Origin of the sequence: Arthrobacter sp. NPDC093128 (genome assembly GCF_040683875.1) — a bacterium.
In the GTDB taxonomy this organism is placed as follows: Bacteria; Actinomycetota; Actinomycetes; order Actinomycetales; family Micrococcaceae; genus Arthrobacter.
Genome location: NZ_JBFBEY010000017.1, coordinates 44,012 through 59,270, shown reverse-complemented (window position 1 = coordinate 59,270; position 15,259 = coordinate 44,012). Strand labels below are relative to the sequence as shown.

Annotated in this window: 17 protein-coding genes and 1 riboswitch; of the genes, 5 read left to right on the top strand and 12 right to left on the bottom strand. The window is 66.1% G+C overall.

What is annotated here, in order from left to right; translation table 11 throughout:
- Positions 1 to 106: 106 nt before the first annotated feature.
- The 6 genes from AB0N24_RS19410 to AB0N24_RS19385 all read right to left on the bottom strand — a co-directional run bounded on the left by AB0N24_RS19410 (position 107) and on the right by AB0N24_RS19385 (position 5,442).
- A complete protein-coding gene (locus tag AB0N24_RS19410) occupies positions 107 to 1,213 on the bottom strand; it encodes an EamA family transporter (RefSeq protein ID WP_364127737.1) in 1,107 nt (368 codons plus the stop codon).
- A 43-nt stretch (positions 1,214 to 1,256) separates the two neighbouring features.
- A complete protein-coding gene (locus tag AB0N24_RS19405) occupies positions 1,257 to 1,928 on the bottom strand; it encodes a hypothetical protein (RefSeq protein WP_364127735.1) in 672 nt (223 codons plus the stop codon).
- A gap of 95 nt (positions 1,929 to 2,023) precedes the next feature.
- Positions 2,024 to 2,554: a histidine phosphatase family protein gene (locus AB0N24_RS19400; protein ID WP_364127732.1), complete on the bottom strand. Its 531-nt coding sequence runs from the start codon at positions 2,552 to 2,554 to the stop codon at positions 2,024 to 2,026.
- 57 nt (positions 2,555 to 2,611) lie between these two features.
- On the bottom strand, positions 2,612 to 2,815 hold the full coding sequence (locus AB0N24_RS19395; protein WP_364127729.1) for a dodecin family protein: 204 nt from the start codon (positions 2,813 to 2,815) through the stop codon (positions 2,612 to 2,614).
- Between the two features lie 344 nt (positions 2,816 to 3,159).
- Positions 3,160 to 4,032 carry a winged helix-turn-helix domain-containing protein gene (locus AB0N24_RS19390; RefSeq protein WP_104173977.1) on the bottom strand — a complete coding sequence of 291 codons (873 nt, stop codon included), beginning with the start codon at positions 4,030 to 4,032 and terminating at the stop codon, positions 3,160 to 3,162.
- A gap of 540 nt (positions 4,033 to 4,572) precedes the next feature.
- Positions 4,573 to 5,442 (bottom strand): hypothetical protein, encoded by an 870-nt coding sequence (locus AB0N24_RS19385; RefSeq protein ID WP_364127725.1) that lies wholly within the window; start codon positions 5,440 to 5,442, stop codon positions 4,573 to 4,575.
- Positions 5,443 to 5,687: 245 nt separating this feature from the next.
- Between AB0N24_RS19385 and AB0N24_RS19380 the strand changes: the two genes are divergently transcribed.
- From AB0N24_RS19380 to AB0N24_RS19365, 4 genes are all read left to right on the top strand, one after another.
- On the top strand, positions 5,688 to 6,428 hold the full coding sequence (locus AB0N24_RS19380) for a response regulator transcription factor (RefSeq protein WP_364127722.1): 741 nt from the start codon (positions 5,688 to 5,690) through the stop codon (positions 6,426 to 6,428).
- A 3-nt stretch (positions 6,429 to 6,431) separates the two neighbouring features.
- Positions 6,432 to 7,964 carry a HAMP domain-containing sensor histidine kinase gene (locus tag AB0N24_RS19375; RefSeq protein ID WP_364127719.1) on the top strand — a complete coding sequence of 511 codons (1,533 nt, stop codon included), beginning with the start codon at positions 6,432 to 6,434 and terminating at the stop codon, positions 7,962 to 7,964.
- Positions 7,965 to 8,155: 191 nt separating this feature from the next.
- A riboswitch (cyclic di-AMP (ydaO/yuaA leader) is annotated at positions 8,156 to 8,340 on the top strand.
- Positions 8,340 to 9,125 (top strand): hypothetical protein, encoded by a 786-nt coding sequence (locus AB0N24_RS19370; RefSeq protein ID WP_364127716.1) that lies wholly within the window; start codon positions 8,340 to 8,342, stop codon positions 9,123 to 9,125. (Overlaps the previous riboswitch by 1 nt.)
- Positions 9,126 to 9,303: 178 nt before the next feature.
- Positions 9,304 to 10,239, top strand: a complete 936-nt coding sequence (locus AB0N24_RS19365; protein WP_364127714.1) for a dolichyl-phosphate beta-glucosyltransferase — start codon at positions 9,304 to 9,306, stop codon at positions 10,237 to 10,239.
- Between the two features lie 20 nt (positions 10,240 to 10,259).
- Here AB0N24_RS19365 and AB0N24_RS19360 read toward each other — a convergent pair whose 3' ends face one another.
- The 5 genes from AB0N24_RS19360 to AB0N24_RS19340 all read right to left on the bottom strand — a co-directional run bounded on the left by AB0N24_RS19360 (position 10,260) and on the right by AB0N24_RS19340 (position 13,365).
- Positions 10,260 to 10,547: an STAS/SEC14 domain-containing protein gene (locus AB0N24_RS19360; protein WP_364127711.1), complete on the bottom strand. Its 288-nt coding sequence runs from the start codon at positions 10,545 to 10,547 to the stop codon at positions 10,260 to 10,262.
- A 149-nt stretch (positions 10,548 to 10,696) separates the two neighbouring features.
- Positions 10,697 to 11,401: an HAD-IA family hydrolase gene (locus AB0N24_RS19355; RefSeq protein ID WP_364127709.1), complete on the bottom strand. Its 705-nt coding sequence runs from the start codon at positions 11,399 to 11,401 to the stop codon at positions 10,697 to 10,699.
- Between the two features lie 45 nt (positions 11,402 to 11,446).
- Positions 11,447 to 11,824 carry a glyoxalase superfamily protein gene (locus tag AB0N24_RS19350; RefSeq protein WP_104173984.1) on the bottom strand — a complete coding sequence of 126 codons (378 nt, stop codon included), beginning with the start codon at positions 11,822 to 11,824 and terminating at the stop codon, positions 11,447 to 11,449.
- A 107-nt stretch (positions 11,825 to 11,931) separates the two neighbouring features.
- Positions 11,932 to 12,567 (bottom strand): uracil phosphoribosyltransferase, encoded by a 636-nt coding sequence (gene upp / locus AB0N24_RS19345; protein ID WP_364127707.1) that lies wholly within the window; start codon positions 12,565 to 12,567, stop codon positions 11,932 to 11,934.
- Between the two features lie 12 nt (positions 12,568 to 12,579).
- A complete protein-coding gene (locus AB0N24_RS19340; protein ID WP_364127878.1) occupies positions 12,580 to 13,365 on the bottom strand; it encodes a phosphatase PAP2 family protein in 786 nt (261 codons plus the stop codon).
- Between the two features lie 136 nt (positions 13,366 to 13,501).
- On the opposite strand from AB0N24_RS19340, the gene tadA reads away from it, so the two are divergent.
- Complete coding sequence (gene tadA, locus AB0N24_RS19335) at positions 13,502 to 13,993, top strand: tRNA adenosine(34) deaminase TadA (protein ID WP_364127704.1); 492 nt, start codon at positions 13,502 to 13,504, stop codon at positions 13,991 to 13,993.
- On the opposite strand, the gene AB0N24_RS19330 is transcribed toward tadA, so the two are convergent.
- Positions 13,990 to 15,258: a crosslink repair DNA glycosylase YcaQ family protein gene (locus AB0N24_RS19330; protein WP_364127701.1), complete on the bottom strand. Its 1,269-nt coding sequence runs from the start codon at positions 15,256 to 15,258 to the stop codon at positions 13,990 to 13,992. The genes tadA and AB0N24_RS19330 overlap by 4 nt on opposite strands.
- Position 15,259: the final 1 nt, after the last annotated feature.

Here is a 15,259-nt window from a genome sequence, read left to right as displayed (position 1 = left end):
ACTCCGATATTTACTTCTACCTCGCTGCCGTTTCCGGGGCGGGAACGCTGCTGGTTCTGTTCACCGGCGCAGTGTGGCCGGCCGCACGGCCCGGTGCCGGGACCGCCTACGGACGCGTTCCCGCGTCAAGGTCAGGAGCCACCCGCGCCCCGGCGGCCAAACGGCCCGCGTCGGCGTCGTCATCCGCCAAGGCCCCCGTGACGCGCGTGTCCCGGCCAGCACCCAAGTCCGCCGCGCCTAAGCCCGCCGTGCCCAAGCCGGCGCCCAAGCCATCGCCCAAGTCGCCCGCAAAGGCCACATCACGTCGCTGAGCATGCCATCTGCGCTGGCCCGGAGTGGCCCCCTGCCGGCCCGGCCGGAGGACGGCGATAGCCACTCCGCACAGCAGCAGCAGCCCGCCGGCCATCTCAGCAGGTGAGGGGACCTCTCCCAGGACCAGCCACGCCGTCGTCATTCCCACCACCGGGACAAGCAACGTAAAGGGGACCACTGCCGAGGACGGGTAGAGGCCCAGGAGCCAGTTCCAGATTCCGTAGCCCACCAGGGACCCGAGGACAGCCGTGTAGATGGCGCTCAGGATGGTGACCAACTGCAGCCCGGTGAGAGTGCCGCCCACGGCGGCCGGACCGTCGATCAACAGCGACAACCCGATCAGCGGCAGCGGAACCACGGCACCGGACCACACAACGAGGCCCAGGCCGGAGGACGCCTTGGCCTGCCGGGCAACGATGTTGCCCGCCGCCCAGGACAGCGCGGCCGCCAGCACGATAACCAGGGGAAGTACAGGCGCCACCATGCTGCGGCCGACTGCCACCACTGCAAGGCCCGCCACACCGAGCACGACGCCGGCGAACTGGCGTCCGCTGGGACGTTCACCAAGGATTCCGGCAGCCAGCAGCACCGTTAGCAGCACCTGTGCCTGCAGGACCAGTGAGGCCAGCCCGGCAGGCATACCCAGGGCCATGGCCAGGTAGAGGAGGCCGAATTGTCCGGCACTCATAAACAGGCCGACGCCAAGGATGGCCCGCCAGCTGACGTCGGGCCTGCGGATGAAGAAGATCCACGGAAAGACCACCAGTACAAAGCGCATAGCGACAAATAGCAGCGGCGGCACTTCCGTGCCGTTGGCGTGCAGGCCGAGGTCGATCGCAACGAAATTCGCGCCCCACAGGACGGCCACGAGGACCGCAAGGGCGGAATGGCGAAGGTTCACGCTCCGGCTGCCGGTTCAGTACTGCAGCGCCACGGTACGCCGGTCAAAGGTTCCGGGGGCGCTCTCCGGGAGACCCGTCCGCTCCGCCGTCATGCTTGTCGCCGCCCGGGACGGAATCGGTCCGCCGTGTCGTCCCGGGTTCCGCGGCGCCCGCCTCGGTGGTGGTGGATTCCGTAGTACGGGAGTCGGTGGTGCGGGGTTCGTTCGTGGTGGGGGCAGCAGTGCGGGGGTCGGTTGTGCGGGGTTCTGCGCCGGCTGGGCCACCAGTTGGCGGAATGTTGTCCCCGCGTCCGCGGGTGCCGGCTTCCGCACGCGTCTGCGGCGGGACGGGGGCCTCATCGTACTCGTCGGTGTCCTGCCGGTCGGTGTCTTGCCGGTCGGCGGTGACCACGTCCGGGTCAACTTCATCGGCTTCGCGGAGCTGCTCCTGCGAAGAGGCCCGCACGCGTTCCGCTTCATCCTGCTTTTCGCGGGCATCCCGGCGCAGGCGCTCGGCCTCCACCTCTGCCTGCTTGGCATCGGCCTCGGCACGCGCGGCTTTGGCTTCGCGCTCCCGTGCTCCGAGCTCATCGGCCTTCGCTTTTTCACGCATTTCGGCGGCCCGGTTCCTGTCCGCCTCCACCTTGCGCTTGCGGTTGAAGAACAGTAACGCTGCAATGATCGCAGCCACCACCACAACGCCGATGATGATGCCCACAAGCTGTCCTGAGTCCACGATGATCTCCTCTAACCTGGGCCGCCGATGAATATCTCCAGTAAACATCACAAACCCACTGCTGACCATGAACCGCGGCGGTAAATTGCCGGGGCTTACTTGTGCGCCCGGGGAACCTTGAAGTGCGTCAGCCGGGCGTCCTGGCCGTCCAGTTCAGCCCAGGTCTTTTCAGTTTCCAGGACGGTCAGGCCGCTCGTGGGAAACCGGTTGGCAGCGTCCATGTAGGCATCGTGGTTGGAGTCACGTGAAGCAAGATGCATGGCAAGATCCTGCACGCCGGGCATGTGGGAGATCACCATCAGTGTGGTCACGGTGTCCGGTACCTGGTTGATGACGGTAAGCATCCGAATTGCCGATGCGCCGTAGAGGCCGTCCTCAAGTTTCGGTGTCGGGGCCTTGTCCCCCAGTTCCGCGCACACCCACGTGCACGTCTGCCGGGTCCGCAGCGCACTGGAGCACAGGATGAAATCGGGAACCACTCCGTGCTTGAGCAGCCACTTGCCTGCCAGCGGCGCCTCCCGGTGTCCGCGTTCTTCCAGCGGCCGCTCATGGTCGGGCACGCCTCCGGGCCAATCGGCCTTGGAGTGCCGCATGAGGACCAGCCGCCTGATGTGATGCTCGCTCATGCACCAATCCTAGTGCGGCGGCCTTGCCCCTCAGGTCACAGCCGCCCTGCACACGGTTTAGTCCTCTAGGACGAAGGTCACTTCGAGCACGACGTGCCAGGCAACGACGGCGCCGTTCGCGATTTCGACCTTTTGTTCCTTCACCCATGCGCCCGTGACACCCCGCAGCGTCTTGTTGGCCCGGTCGACGCCTTCCTTGATGGCATCATCAAACGAGGTTTTCGAGTTCGCGCTCAGGGTTGTAATGCGTGCAACTGACATGGTTCCTCCTGATGGTCGGATGGACGATCAGAGCCTACGCCGCACCACCCCAAGCCAACAGGGCCATAGGACCACACCGACGCCTGAACCAACGCCCCCACCAGCCGCGGAGACACATGCTTCAAGAGCCCACCCAGCGCGAAGAGCCGGCCAGCTGGGTGAGGGCGCTGAAGCGTAGCGGCGCATACGGGCGAAAGGCGGCATTCCGCGTAGCGCCGCATCGCCGACTGAGGAACGAAGGAGGTGTCTAAGGCGCGGCGGAAAGCCGCCTTCCGCCGCGCCTAGGGAAAGCGAAAGCGCCCGCCCCCAAAGACAGGGGACGGACGCTTTGCGCGGGGTTAAGACTAGATGGAGTATTCCGGAGCGGCCCAGACCACGACCTCCGGGTGCTCGTAGAACCGGTAGCCCTGGCCACGGACCGTGCGCACGGTGTTGGCGAGGCGGCCCAGCTTGGAGCGGAGGCGGCGGATGTGGACGTCGATGGTGCGCTCGTTGGGAACCTCTTCGGCGTTTCGCCACAGGCCCTCGAGCAGCTCGTCGCGGCCCACGGTGCGGGTGCCGTTTTCGACGAGGTAGTTGAGGAGCTCGAATTCCTTGAAGGTCAGGTTCAGGGATTCGCCGTCGAGGTGGACTTCGCGGCGGGCCAGGTCGATGAGGACGCCGGAGGGCCGGGGATCCTGGGGCTGCGGCAGCCGGGCCGCTTCCGTGCGCTGGCGGGAGTTGACGGTGGGGTCACCGAAGGTGGACCGTACGACGTCGAGCGCCGAACCCGGGGCGCTGGCGGGGGCAACTGCCACCGCAGCGTAGCTCTCCGCACCGGAGACGAGGGACTGTGCGTAAGCCCGGATTTCCTGGGCAAGCTTGGCGATGGAGGTGCCGGCTGCTGCCGCGGTTTCCTCGTCGATGCCCATATACAGGACAAATCCGCGGGCAACGTTTTCGTTCGCGACGGGGCGGATGGCGCTGCCGTTGGCCGGTGCAATCACGGGGGTGGGTGCCGTCTGCGGGGCTGACTCGGCGGCGGGAACAGCGCGAAGCTGGCCATAAGAGTTCGGGTTGTAGCCCTGCGGCGCATAGCCGGGGGCCGGGAAGCTGTTGCCGGGGGCTGCCGGGGCGAACGCCGGTCGGGCGCCGAATCCCTGGCGGAGGCCGGAAGGCTGGCCGCCCTTGTTGGCGTTTCGGACGGAGATGTGGACGTATCCAGATGCAACTGACATGGAATGCTTACCTCAATGTGAATGGCCGTCATCGCGGCTCGAATGCTGGCTTTCCCCGCAATGAGATCTGGGGAGGGGGTCCCGACGCTGGGCTTGGGGCGAATGCCTAAAAACTTCTCGGGGTGGGAAAGTTAGGCGTGCATTCGACAACAGCGCATGTCTTCGCCAGCGGGTGGGCTGGTCCAGGATTCTGCGGCTGCAGGTGCTGTTGAGTTCTTGTTCACAATTGAAGTGTGCAACGTAACAATGACAACTTGCAAGTAACAATGGACCAAATCGTCCGCATCGTGAGACGGAATCCCGCATTGTGGCCTAAATCACGATTCTGAAATGACAATAAAATAACAGGTGTTTTTCAGAACGATCGATCAGAATTGGTTAGATTCCGAATAATATTCTCCGAAACGAACCCTTTGGTGATAAAAATTCAGCCAGTATGGAATTGCTGAAATACGAGGTCCGCTTATTGCCGATGTCCAGCCCCCGGTTTGCTTCACCTAAAAATCTGGCCCATGGAACCCGCTCGGAACCCCCGCTCGCTCAGTTGGACTGCCCTGACAGCGTGGTGGCCACGAGCTGCACGGACTCCGCCGGGAACCCGTTGGAGTCCTTCGCAGCAACGATCCTTATCATGGCGCCGGAGACGATATCGGCGACTGTCAGCTGGCTGGTTGAGGTTCCGCCGGCCTGTTGACGCCTTTGTTGCTGATTGCTCACTGCCACGTCCGAACCCAGCGAATACGTCCGGCTGAACCCGTCCGTGCTCTTGACTGTCACGGCGTCCGAACTGACCTCGGTGACTGTGCCCTGCTGTTCCACTTTGGTGACGTAAGCGCCGTCCTGCAGGATCACGTATTCGGAGTGCACTGCGGCGGAAACCCCGCTCCCCATTCCCCCCAGCCCCTCAGGGGCAAAGTTTCCGGGTCCACCCTGGGCAGGCATCCCGCCGTCGGCAAATCCGCCCGGCGCACCGCCGCGGGCGCCCGGCAAAGTTTCCTGCAGCGCATCGCCGTCGGCCGTTGCGTCGGCGGTGCCGTCCGCCGCGGCGGAGCTGGACGCCAAGGCGTACATTCCCACGCCGGCTCCGCCTACGAGGACAACCGCCGCTCCAGCGGCCACCACCCCCCGCTTCACGGTCCAGGATTTCGAACGGCCGCCCGGTCCGCTGCCCGGGAAGTGTCCGGCAGACGCCGGGGCGCCCCATCCGCCGGCCGGTCCGGACGAACCCCATCCCGCCGGCAGGGAGCCGGAAGCAGCGGACGACGGCGGTGCGCCCCACCCCGAAGCCTGCCCGGAGCCGGCAGTGCCGGTGACGGGGGCGCTGACGAGGCTGCCTGCCGGACCTGGCTGGTTTTCCCGAGTGGGGTCCGGGTTGGTTTCCGGAACCGGCGTGTTGTGGTGGTTGCTCATGGCGTACTCCTCGGGACTGCGGACGGTGTCCACCCCAGACTCTGAATCGTTCCTGTGCGGGGGCTGTGCACCGCAAGAGGTGAGCCTGTGACCTTTCTGCGGCCACCTTCAGCCCGGAAACAACCGATCCACGCCGTGCCGCCCGGGAAGGCGCGCCGGAGCGTTCAGCTGGCTAGGCTGGGATTCACAGCTGGCCCACAGGATCCCCATAGCGCCGGCTAAACCGTAGATCGGAGAGTTGTCCCATGGCCACTTCGCACTCCATGACTAACAACCTTCCCCAGCTCACCCACCCGGACGGCTCCCCCATCCGCGCCCTGGTGGTTGACGACGAACCCAGCCTCTCCGAGCTCATGAGCATGGGCCTGCGGATGGCAGGCTGGTCCGTTGCCGTCGCCGGCGACGGCCCTGAAGCCGTGAAACTCGCCAAGGAGTTCCGCCCGGACGTCCTGGTGCTGGACGTGATGCTTCCCGGGTTCGACGGCGTTGAGCTGCTCACCAGGATCCGCGCCTTCACGCCGGAGGTGCCCGCGCTCTTCCTGACGGCAAAAGACGCCGTCCAGGACCGCATCCTCGGCCTGGCGGCCGGCGGCGACGATTACGTCACCAAGCCCTTCAGCATGGAAGAAGTGCTCCTCCGCCTGCACCGGCTGGTCCAGCGCTCCGGGGTTGCCGCCATGGACACCGCCGAACTGGTGGTGGGCGACCTCGTCCTCAACATCGACACACGCGAGGTGACCCGGGCCGGGGAGGAACTGCAGCTCACGGCCACCCAGTTCGAACTCCTCCGATACCTCATGGAGAACCCCAAACGGGTGGTCAGCAAGGCACAGATCCTGGACCGGGTGTGGGACTACGATTTCGGCGGCCAGGCCAACATCGTGGAACTCTACATTTCCTACCTGCGCAAGAAGGTGGACGCAACGCACCCGCCCATGATCCACACCGTCCGCGGGGCGGGCTACGTCATCAAACCGGCGGATTAATCGGTGCCCACGCTTGCCGGCGTAGTCCGCAAAGAAGGCCGCCGCTGGCTCGATCCCTCAACCTGGCACCTGCGCACCCGGCTGGTGCTCGTGACCATGGCATTGCTGGTGGCAATCTGCGGCGCGATTGGCCTGTTCAGCTACGCGTCCATGGATTCATTCCTGACCAAGCAGCTCGACGATCGCCTGGGCCAGGCCTCTCGGATCTCCAACAACGCCGGCCGGCCTCCGAACGGCAATCCGTCCGGCAGGCCGAATCCGCTGGACGGCCCGGGCCAAGGCATCGGCACGCTGTTTGCCCGCATCAACGGCGAAAACGTCAGCTCCGGTTTCCTCGCCAAGGACGCCACCAGGTCATCGCTGTCCGCCGAGGATGACCAGGTCCTGCTGGCCCTCCGGCACGACGGAACGCCGGTTGACCGGACCCTGTCCACCGGCTCCTACCGCCTGGTGGCCGTGGAGGCGCCCTACGGGGACGTGATCGTCACCGGACTACCCCTCGATGAAAAACAGAACACGCTCAACTCCCTGGTGTGGACCATGGTGATCGTTTCAATGGGGGGCCTGGTCCTGATCGGCCTGGCCGGAACGGTCCTCATCCGCCGCACAATGAAACCCCTCGAGCAGCTGTCCGAAGTGGCAACGCAGGTTTCGCGGCTGCCCCTCGACGCCGGCGAGGTTGCCCTCGCGGTGCGCGTGCCGCCGTCGAACGCGCACCCGGGAACTGAAGTGGGCAGCGTGGGCCACGCGCTAAACCTCATGCTGGACAACGTCTCCAAGGCGCTCGAGGCCCGGCAGCAGAGCGAGACGAAGGTGCGCCAGTTCGTGGCCGACGCCTCCCACGAGCTCCGCACGCCACTTACGGCAATCCGCGGCTACACGGAACTCATGCGGATGACCGAAGACTTCACTCCGGACGGCAAGAAATCCCTGGCCAGGGTGCAAAGCCAGTCCGAACGGATGACCACCCTGGTGGAGGACCTCCTGCTGCTGGCCCGGCTGGACGAAGGGCAGCCGCTCAAAATCAGCGACGTGGACCTGACGCAGCTAGTGGTGGAAACCGTTAGCGACGAGAAGGTCATGGCACCGGACCGCGTCTGGCAGCTTGAGTTGCCCGACGAGCCGGTGGTGGTCCGCGGGGACGCCACGCAGCTGCACCAGGTGCTGGCCAATTTGCTCTCCAACGCGCGCAAGCATACGGACCCCGGGACCACCGTTGTCACCGGCGTGATGCGCTCCGCTGACGGCAGCGCCGTGGTGACCGTGACGGACAACGGCGCCGGGATCCCGCCCGAATTTGTGGACCGGGTCTTTGCCCGCTTTGCCAGGGCGGACGCCGCCCGCACCAGCCCGGCGGGTTCAGCTGCCGCGGGAGCGGCCGCCGCTGGAGCGGCCGCCTCTGAGGGGACCAGCGGGCTGGGCCTTTCAATTGTGCAGTCGATCATGGAAGCACACGGCGGAACCGTCGAAGTCACCTCCCGTCCGGGACGCACGGAGTTCGCGCTGCGCCTCCCCTGCGAACCACCGGCAGCCTAGTTCTCAACGCACGGAAATCACGGCCGGCCGATGCCCATTTGGGCCGGCTGGCCTTTTCCGTGATCGAACGAATCCCCGGCCTCCCCGGCGCAAGTCAACGCGCCGTCACAGTGATCCTCGTTACCGAAATGTGACTTAAGGTTCTATCTCCTGTACGGTTTTTAGAGTGCGGCCACCGTTCCGGCCGCATATCCGGATGGACGCCAAACTCTGCCGCTACCCGGATTTCCTCATGATCAGGCAGAGGCGGGGGACCCAGGTCTCCGGGCATTCTGCATCGCCGCCCTCGGGGTGAAGCCGACACGTGAAGTTCCGTGCGGCCGGATGACCTCATCCGAACCCGACAGCTAACTCCGCCGGCATCGAGAGGCAACCATGACTAAATCCACGCCAGAAGTACGTCCAGAGCGCCCTTCAAGTAAGACCGCGGTGCCCGCAGAACGCTCACGCCACCGCGCTGAATCAGCCAAGACGGCGTCCCCGCTGTCCCGGTTTACCGCCGGCCTGCACAGCTCCGGCCGCCGCGCCGCAGTGGTGGCCACCGCCTGCGCCGTGCTGATCGGCGTCGGCGCCGCCGGCCAGGCTTCCGAGCCCGCCGCGCCGGCAAGCTCGGCGACGGCCGCGGAAATCGCCGCAGCGAGCGCCGACACGAAGTCGAAGCTCGCGTTCGAAAAGATCCTGGTTTCGGCCATGCCGGCTCCGGCTTCCGTCAGCATGTCTGCGCAGTCCACCGAGGAGCAGCCATCCGAAGAGCAGCCCGCGGAGGAGAAGGCCGCGGAAGCACCCGCCCCCGCCCCTGCACCGGCGGCAGCTCCGGAACCGGCTCCGGCTCCCGCGCCCCCTGTCGCCGTGGACGACCCCGCAGCTGCCCAGGAATATGCCGCCTCGCAGCTCGGCAACTACGGCTGGGCGGCTGACCAGATGCAGTGCCTGACCACGCTGTGGACCAAGGAATCGGAGTGGAAGACCACGGCGACGAATGCCAGCAGTGGCGCGTACGGCATTGTCCAGTCGCTGCCGGCCGAAAAGATGGCCAGCGCGGGCGGGGACTACCTCACCAATTTCCGCACTCAGATCAACTGGGGCCTGAACTACGTCAAGGAGCGCTACGGTTCCCCCTGCGACGCCCTGAACTTCCACCTCGCCAACAACTGGTACTAAGCCGGCCCCGACCCGCCGGACTGTTCCGCATCAGCCGAAGGCGCATCAGCCGAAGGCCCCGAATCCACGTGATTCGGGGCCTTCGGCCGTATTGCGGGTGAATCGCTTCCCGGCTTCCACAGCAGGTGCACAGCTATGGCCTAAATCCTTCATATGCGCCAGCGTCATAGTTTGAACCATGACGCTCACAGACCAGGCCCCGGGGATCCTGCCGCACACGCAACTGCGGGCTGCCGTCGACGTCCCGACGGGTGCCGCTCCGGCGCTTTCCGGTTCGGGTAACATCCGCCGCGTCCCTATCGACACGCGGGCCGCCGTCGACGAACGGACCGGAACCGCCGCGCCTGTCCTGGATGTGACCATCCCGGTCTACAACGAGGAACAGGATCTGGAGCAGTCCCTCCGGCGGCTGCACGCTTACCTGCACGGCACTTTCCCGCACACCTTCCGGATCACCGTGGCGGACAACGCCAGCACCGACGGCACGCTCCGGATCGCCGAGCGTGTGGCCCGGGAACTCCGCGAGGTCACCGTGGTCCGGCTCCCGGACAAGGGAAGGGGGAACGCGCTTCGCACGGTGTGGCTCGTGTCGCCGTCGCCCGTGCTGGCCTACATGGACGTGAACCTTTCCACCGACCTTGCTGCGCTTGCCCCCTTGATAGCACCGCTCATCTCCGGGCATTCCGACCTGGCGATCGGAACCCGGCTATCGCGCAGTTCGCGTGTGGTCCGGGGACACCGGCGGGCGTTCATCTCCCGTGGCTACACCCTTTTGCTGCATACCCTGCTAGGTGCGCACTTCAGTGATGCTCAGTGCGGCTTCAAGGCCATCCGCGCGGATATCGCCCGGCAGCTCCTCCCCCACACCGCGGACAACGCCTGGTTCTTCGACACCGAGCTGCTGGTCCTGGCCGAAAAATGCGGACTCAGGGTGCACGAGGTGCCGGTGGACTGGATAAACGAGTCCGACGCCGGCGTGGATCTTCTCCGGACCGCCCTCGCCGACCTGCGCGGCATGGGCCGCCTTAGCCGCGACCTGGCGACCGGCCGCATACCGGTTCCCGAACTTCGCTCAGCACTGGACAGGGGCTCCGCGCAGGTAGGGTCCGGCTGAACGGCGTTGGCAGGCCGCGGCTACGCGTCCCCAAGCCACGTCATGGCCTCGTCCAGGCAAGTGAAATACCGCGTGGGAGCAGCCGGAAAGTTGATGCTGAGAAAGAAATTGGCCATTGCCCGGTCAACCGGGGACGAGCCGAGGAGGGCAACCCTCGCCACTGTGCTGGGACGGGCGAAAACACGCCGTGCACCGCGGCTCATGGACGCCGCGGCCGACATGTCCACCAGCATCGGATATGCGCGCCCGCCGCTCAACTCATTGACGGCCGCCATGACGGCTGTCGCGGCATCCTCGGATATGGCCAAACCTGGAATCCATCGCACATGAAGAACACCATTGTGCAATACAACGGTGCCTCTGGCGCCGTCAATCGAAACCTCGGTCATCCTATCCCCCAGATAGATAGCGTCAGCCGTCTTCACTGACCCTAACTGACAGGAGGCCGATTCGGACGTCAGAACCGGAAGGAAATCGTCCTTCCACCGGCGTCGTCCACTTCCGTGGTCACGGACACCTCGGTGTAGTCGTCGATGTGCAGAACGCCGTCCGGCAGCTCACCGGTGTTGGGCCCGATGGCCACGGTCCTGATCCCGGCGGCGAGTCCGGCCGCGATGCCTGCAGGCGCGTCCTCAAAGACGACTGCGTCGGCCGGGTCCACTCCGAGCAGTTCGGCAGCCCGGAGGTAGCCCTCGGGATGGGGCTTGCCTCGCGTGACAAGGTCGGCCGTGACGACGGTGGCAGGCATGGCGAGACCCGCGGCGCCCATCCGGATGTCGGCCAGGATCCGGTCGGCTGAGGTCACCAGTGCAACGGCATCCGCCGGCAGGCTGCGCAACAGATCAGCGGCCCCGGGCAAGGCGACAATGCCTTCGGTCCGGACCCGTTCCATGGCGCCGAGTTCCGCAGTGAGTGCGACGACGTCGGCTCCGGCCGGGGCAAACCGGCGCACCGTGTCCCCCGCTTGGACGCCGTGCGACGTCCGGAGGATCTCGGCGAGGTCCAGGCCGTAGCGGGCCGCAAGTTCGCCCCACACCTGCTCCACAATTGCCGTGGAATCAACCAGGGTGCCGTCCATGTCGAACAGCACTGCCCGGGCGGTCAAGGTTGTCGCGGACCGTATGGCGGAGCCAGGGGTTGCGGCGTCGGCAGGAAAGCTCATGCTTCCATCCTGCCCCACGCCGGGGCGGCGCGGGCTTTTTGTGACTTAGCCGTTCGGGCGTTGAGGGAGGTACTGGACCGCCCATTTGTTGCCGTCAGGATCGGCAAAATGAACGAAATGGCCCCAGTCCTGGACGTCGATGTCGCTGACCTCAACCCCGTTGTCCTTGAGGTGCTTGTGCGCGGCCTGGATGTCGCTGACCACGACCTGCAGGCTCGGGGCGGTGCCGGGAGGAGCATCACTGAGGCCCTCGCCAATGGCGATCGAACAGGCCGATCCGGGCGGGGTCAGCTGGACGAAGCGGATGCCGTCCATGGGCCGCTCGTCGAAGTCGGCGTTGAAGCCCACCTTGTTGACGTAAAAATCCTTGGCACGGTCCACGTCGGACACAGGGACAAACACCAGTTCAAGTTTCCAGTCCATGGGGCACAGGCTAGCCGGGGCCGCCGGAAACCGGAAGGGGGCAATCGCTTCGCACCGGCTTAACCGGCGCTCCCGTTAGCCAGCGATGCTGTTAGCCAGGGATGCTGTTAGCCGGCGATGCCGTAGAGGCGGTCGCCGGCGTCGCCGAGTCCGGGCACGATGTAGGACTTCTCGTTGAGCTTCTCGTCAATGGATGCCAGGACGATGGTCACGTTGGCGTCCGAGAGTTCTTCCTCCAGCTTGGCCAGGCCTTCGGGTGCGGCCAGCAGGCAGATGCACGTGACGTCCGAGGCGCCGCGCTTGAAGAGGAACTTGATGGCTTCGCGCAGCGTGCCGCCGGTTGCCAGCATGGGATCCAGGACGAAGATCTGCCGGTCCGTCAGGTCCTCGGGGAGGCGCTCCGCGTAGGTGATGATGTCCAGCGTTTCCTCGTCACGGGCCATTCCCAGGAACCCGACCTCGGCTGTGGGGACGAGTTTGGTCATGCCTTCGAGCATGCCCAGGCCAGCGCGGAGGATGGGAACCACCAGCGGGGTGGGCTTGGTGAACGCGGTGCCGATGGTGGTGCTGACCGGGGTCTGGATGGTGACCGGCTCGGTGCGGACGTCGCGCGTGGCCTCATAGGCGAGGAGCGTGACGAGTTCCTCGGTGAGCTGGCGAAAGACCGGGGAGGGGGTGTTTTTGTCCCGCAGAACGGTGAGCTTGTGGGCGACCAGCGGGTGGTCCACGACGAGTGTGCGCATGGGTCAAAACTATCACCCGGCGGTGGTGTCCCCGCCCCGCGATCCGTCGGCTTCCTGACGTGGGCCCGCGCCGCCGCCACCGGGTTTCCCGCCGTGGGTGCCATGGTGCCCGCCCGGTTCTTCCCGGAGTAACGGGTGGTCGAACGTCGGAGCCGGTCCTGCGTGCTCGCGGTGCCGTATGACATGGAAGAGCCGGTGGGCCAGGATCACGATTCCCACCCAGGCGAGGCCAAGGAGCCACCCGGCGATGACGTCCGTCAGCCAATGGTGGCCCAGGAATACCCTGCTCAGGCCCATGGCGATGATGAAAATCGCACCGGCGGTGATCATGGACACCCGGGCAACTGTCCGATGGATCTGCAGGCAGGCCAGATATACCACCAGCCCTATCACTACGGTGGTGTTGAGCGTGTGCCCGCTGGGGAACGACGGCGAATCTTCGTACGGCGGAACAGCGTCCGCGTGGTCCGGGCGGGTGCGGCCAAACAGCTTCTTGCCAAAGGTGGTCGCGGTGACCGAAGCGGCCGCAGCGCCGCCCACCAGGATGAGGGGCCGCCAGGTACGCCCTGCCCACGTAAGCCAGGCCGTCAGGATGCTGCCGACGATCGGCATGCCGACCCCGCCGCCAATGTTGGTGAAGGCAGTGACGGCGGAATTGAGCCAGGGGTTCCGGAGGTCCTCGGACAGTGCCAGCGCAGGCTTGTCCAGGTTGGCGAGGCCGGCCTCGTCCACCACGTTGTCGTAGACTTCGGCGCCGAGGAACGCCAGCGTCACGACGATCGCACCGCCAACCAGCATGGTGATCCAGAGAGCAGCGTAGGGAACAACCCACCGTCCCCATCGGTCGGTAATGCGCTCAGTCAAGGTCTTCACGTCGTCTCCCGGGCTCATCCGTCGTCTGCGCCTGCCGTACCTTCGAAACTATCATTGAGCCATGACTTCCCCCGAGCCCCGCCATGCAGAATGGATGGGCCTTGCCCTCGCCGAGGCACGGGCTGCGCTGGCCACCGAGGACGTGCCGATCGGCGCCGTCGTCATCGGACCTGACGGTGAAGTCCTGGGTACAGGGAGGAACGAACGGGAAGCCCACGGTGATCCCACCGCGCACGCCGAGATGGTGGCGATCCGCGAGGCGGCTGGGCGGCTGAAGGCCCTTCCGCAGGGAGACGGCTGGCGGCTGGCGGACTGCACCCTCGTGGTGACCTTGGAACCCTGTGCCATGTGCGCGGGCGCCATTGTCCTGGCGAGGATCCCGCGTGTGGTGTTCGGGGCCTGGGACGAGAAGGCAGGGGCCGCCGGTTCGGTGTTTGACATCCTCCGCGAGCGCCGGCTCAACCACTGGGTGGAGGTCTACGCCGGCGTTCGGGAGCAGGAGTGTGCCACGCTGCTCCGGGATTTCTTCGCCGGCCACCGGCAGGTCAGCTAACCGGCATTCGCCGCGTCCAGGGCGTCAATGCGCTCCTGCCTGGATGCGGGCGAGTCAAGGCTGAAGGAACGGAAATCGCCCAGGTCCTCCCGGATCCACGCTTCCACCTCGGCGATCCGCTGCCCGACGCGCGGCGAAGACCTGCCGAAGAGCCAGTGGGCAATCCGCTGTCCGACGGGATCGTACTGCCAGAGTCCGATGATCCGGCCGCGGTCCAGGATCGGGTGGTCCGGCAGGTCGGCCTGTTGCGCCAGAATCGCGCCGAGCAGTGTCGTATCCCCGTCGCCGGCCGCGAACAGGTCCGCGGCGTTCCGCCGCTGGATGACGAGCGAGTCCGTCCCGGCGAGGAGCTGGATCTGTTCCTCCGCCGGCACGTCAAAAGCGGCGAGGCGTTCGACATCGTCGGGCAGCATCCACAGCGCTACGCCTTTGGCGGCAGGGTGGACGGTGGGCACCTCAACGGCACCGACGGCGGCCAGGGCAGCCTTGCTCTGGGCGACCGTGAACCCGGAAAACCACTGGGATTGCTTGAGCGTGGCCCCGCCGGTCCAACCCAGGTACTTGCGGACCAGCTCAGTTCGCGCGGCATCCATGTCCAACGGGCTCGGCGGCAGGTCCCACAGCGTGTAGGCGTAGCGCTGCTGGTCGAGACGGCCGTTGGCAGGGACGCGGCGGATCCGGCCGTCGCGCTGCAGCAGGCCAAGAGCGGCGGGGAGGGTGGTGGAGACGCCCTGCCTCTTGCCTTCCTCGCCCAGGCTTCGGACGGAATCGCCCAGTTCGTCCTTTAGCTGTTTCGGATCCAGCGGGCGGCCAGCCCCGGCCAGGGCGTGCACCACCTGGTCCTCGAGCAGCGTGAGTTCGCCGCGGTCCACTCCCAGCCTGCCAAGCACCTTGAAGACTTCGGCGGAATCCTTGCCTAGCTTCAAAGCCCACGCGAAATCCTCCGCGCCCAGGATGTAAGTGCAGCCGCGGGCGCTGGGGAGTTCGTAGATCCGCAGGGCCAGGACGTCAGCATCAACCTGTTCGCGGCGGATTCCGGCACGGGCGAACAACGTGAGGTAGGGGTTGGCGCCTCCCAGGGAACGTGCCCAGCCGGCCCTGGCCAGGACCTCGGCCGCGGTATGACCGGCGAGGCTGCCGTCGAGGCCCTGTTTGTGCCACGCCCACGCGCGCAGGCGTTCTGCCGTGACCGTGTGCGCGGGCGGCACGTTGACGGCCGCGGGATTAGCCTCCGGAGTCTCGACAGTGAGGGGCTCGGTTGTCATA

Coding starts and splice junctions, on each gene's coding strand:
- AB0N24_RS19390 (WP_104173977.1), bottom strand. CDS start 4,032: ATGTCAGTTGCATCTGGATACGTCCACATCTCCGTCCGAAACGCCAAC.
- AB0N24_RS19380 (WP_364127722.1), top strand. CDS start 5,688: ATGGCCACTTCGCACTCCATGACTAACAACCTTCCCCAGCTCACCCAC.
- AB0N24_RS19340 (WP_364127878.1), bottom strand. CDS start 13,365: ATGCTGGTTGGCGGTGCGATCGTCGTGACGCTGGCGTTCCTCGGCGCC.
- AB0N24_RS19330 (WP_364127701.1), bottom strand. CDS start 15,258: ATGACAACCGAGCCCCTCACTGTCGAGACTCCGGAGGCTAATCCCGCG.
- AB0N24_RS19395 (WP_364127729.1), bottom strand. CDS start 2,815: ATGTCAGTTGCACGCATTACAACCCTGAGCGCGAACTCGAAAACCTCG.
- tadA (WP_364127704.1), top strand. CDS start 13,502: ATGACTTCCCCCGAGCCCCGCCATGCAGAATGGATGGGCCTTGCCCTC.
- AB0N24_RS19350 (WP_104173984.1), bottom strand. CDS start 11,824: ATGGACTGGAAACTTGAACTGGTGTTTGTCCCTGTGTCCGACGTGGAC.
- upp (WP_364127707.1), bottom strand. CDS start 12,567: ATGCGCACACTCGTCGTGGACCACCCGCTGGTCGCCCACAAGCTCACC.
- AB0N24_RS19385 (WP_364127725.1), bottom strand. CDS start 5,442: ATGAGCAACCACCACAACACGCCGGTTCCGGAAACCAACCCGGACCCC.
- AB0N24_RS19370 (WP_364127716.1), top strand. CDS start 8,340: ATGACTAAATCCACGCCAGAAGTACGTCCAGAGCGCCCTTCAAGTAAG.
- AB0N24_RS19355 (WP_364127709.1), bottom strand. CDS start 11,401: ATGAGCTTTCCTGCCGACGCCGCAACCCCTGGCTCCGCCATACGGTCC.
- AB0N24_RS19400 (WP_364127732.1), bottom strand. CDS start 2,554: ATGAGCGAGCATCACATCAGGCGGCTGGTCCTCATGCGGCACTCCAAG.
- AB0N24_RS19365 (WP_364127714.1), top strand. CDS start 9,304: ATGACGCTCACAGACCAGGCCCCGGGGATCCTGCCGCACACGCAACTG.